This window comes from Paenibacillus roseus (assembly GCF_016424485.1).
Taxonomy (GTDB): domain Bacteria; phylum Bacillota; class Bacilli; order Paenibacillales; family Paenibacillaceae; genus Paenibacillus_D; species Paenibacillus_D roseus.
This window is the reverse complement of sequence record NZ_JAELUP010000070.1, coordinates 1-2,385: the sequence shown is the minus strand read 5'-3', so window position 1 is coordinate 2,385 and position 2,385 is coordinate 1. Positions and strand designations below refer to the sequence as shown.

3 protein-coding genes are annotated in these 2,385 nt (G+C 42.8%); all 3 read left to right on the top strand.

Translation table 11 applies throughout. From position 1 onward, the window contains the following. Positions 1-174 precede the first annotated feature (174 nt). A complete protein-coding gene (locus JFN88_RS13935; RefSeq protein WP_269846564.1) occupies positions 175-1,176 on the top strand; it encodes an RHS repeat-associated core domain-containing protein in 1,002 nt (333 codons plus the stop codon). Next, a complete protein-coding gene (locus JFN88_RS13930) occupies positions 1,177-1,815 on the top strand; it encodes an immunity protein Imm33 domain-containing protein (protein WP_199019915.1) in 639 nt (212 codons plus the stop codon). A 323-nt stretch (positions 1,816-2,138) separates the two neighbouring features. Beyond that, on the top strand, positions 2,139-2,385 hold a 247-nt coding region (locus tag JFN88_RS13925; protein WP_199019914.1), incomplete at its 3' end, for a hypothetical protein.

Below are 2,385 nucleotides of genomic sequence, written 5' to 3'. Positions count from 1 at the left end.
TTAGTCCGATGGAATTCAGGACTAAGGCCGCCTAACTGATTTTTAATAAATTTACTGTCTACTTGACGGGGAGCAGTTCATTCATGCCTTTCAAGGTTTCTTTTTTGGGAGGGGATGGGTGTCGAATAAACTGATGGTCATGGCGATGTTACGAGCTTACGAGACACAACGGGACTGCTTCGAACCGCCTATGATTATGATGTCTTTGGCAACCCTGTTGCTTCAGCGACGAAGTACTACAATGCAGCGGGTCAGTTGACAACAAGTACGGGTAAAATGGATAGCCCGATCCGTTATGCAGGCTACCAGTATGACAGTGAGACAGGGCTCTACTATTTGAATGCCCGTTATTATGATTCCAGAATTGCTCGCTTCTTAAGTGAGGATACGTACCGTGGAGATCCAAAAGATCCCCTAAGCTTGAATCTGTATGCTTACGTAAAAAATGAACCCGTGATGTATGATGACCCTACCGGACACTTCTTCAACTTTGTTGCAGCGGCAGTAGGAGCAGCGGCAGGAGCCGCTATTGGAGCCGGCATTGAAATGGCGAGGGATGCTGCGAAAGGTCAGCTATCCAAGAGCAATTGGAAAAAATATGCGGGGGCCGCTGCCGCAGGCGCGATAACCGGATTGACTGCCGGATTGACTGGCGGAGCCTCCCTTGTTGCAAATATTGGCGTGCGTGCCGGAGCTGGCTATGCTAGCAGCGCTGCAGAGCAATACATTACAACGGGTAAGGTCAATCAAAAGCAAGCACTGATGAGTAGCGTACAGAGCGCGGCTACTTATGGAGCAGGCAAGGCGACCAATAAGCTTAAGGTGTCTTCTGGTGGTAGTGGAGGTACGGGGAATTCAATAAGTGGCAAAGACACTTTAAAACCTGGTAAACATGCAGGTAAATCCATCCCGGCGAGGGGTAAAGGAAGGGATTTCTCTAAAGAAGAGAGAAATAAAATAAATGATATTGGACAGAACACAGGTTGTCATACTTGTGGTTCGAAAGCGCCGGGAACTAAGAGTGGCAACTTTATACCTGACCATCAGCCACCTAACTCAACTGTTCCGAACGGAACACCGCAACAATTGTATCCTCATTGCAAAAGTTGTAGTTCAAAGCAAGGGGGAACGTTGGGGGCGCTGAAGAAACAGGAACAAGCAACGAGGAGACGATGAATGAATACTACTTATCGAGATATTCAAGTAGAAATTGACGGTAGTTATTTAAAAACCACTAATCTATTATCATTGATTGGCTATAATGTTAAGGTTCTTAATCAAGGAAATAGTCAAGATTGCATGGGGTTCTTGAAGTACTTTATTGACTATTGCATCGATTATAAACCCCAAATCAAGCCTGAACAGACCATTGCCTATTACTCGTGGTTAGTACAACTTAGTAGTTCTTCTTCTTCCGTTTTAACCGTACAGGAAGCCAAGGGTAATGGCGACGGTTTTACAGAAGGAATTAGTTACGCAAGCAAAGTAATTAGAGAGCAAGAAGATATATGTGCTAAATTTGATGTAAATCCCGTCTTTCCACAATTTAGCCAAAACATTGTAATTTCGAAAGGCGTTTATGAAGGGTTAGGTATTGATGCAATAAGATACTCTTCTCCCGAACACATGACAGGGTGGTGGCTGACAACAGATTTATATGATGACAATACGGACTCGTTAATGAATGTACATTACTTTCACGTTGCTTTTAACAGACCGGATTTATTGAAGTACCTTGCTTTACCATGTGGGTACAGATTTTATATTACCAATTCTGAAGAAGATATTTGGTTCGACGAAAATGCTGTAGACTGAAATTACAAAACCTTGATTGGCTTCGTGCCTTTCAAGGTTTTTTCTTTGGTGGGGCTACCCGGTGTCGAATGAACCCATGATTCAATCAATAACACATCTAACCCATGTAATACCTGTATAAAGATTTCGTCATTTTGTTTGTACGCACATTAAAGGCTTTATTTTTATAACCCAAATAGCGCAATACCGATACAATGAACAGGTTGATTATGGTTAGATACCACCATGATTGACCTGTTTTTGTTACCTTCGTTTTCTTACGGTTTTTTCAAATTTACGCCTACGATAAAACAGCTTCATTAACAACAGGTTATCTCGCAGAGATGTTAACCGATGTGAAGGGCAATACGACCGAAAAGCAGTATGACAGGTTGGGGCGGCTGTATAGAGTCTTGTCGAACAAAGCTGTAACAGCAACCTACGATTATTATACCAACGGCAACCGTAAGACTTTAACTACACCCGGTTCATTAACGACCCAGTACTCGTACTATAAAAATAACTTGCTTAAAAAGTTGGATAACTTAAGGAACGGCAGTGTTCAGGACAGCTACTCCTATACGTACGATG

Excerpts from the sequence above, each read along its gene's own strand:
- JFN88_RS13930 (WP_199019915.1), top strand. The coding sequence starts at position 1,177 with ATGAATACTACTTATCGAGATATTCAAGTAGAAATTGACGGTAGTTAT.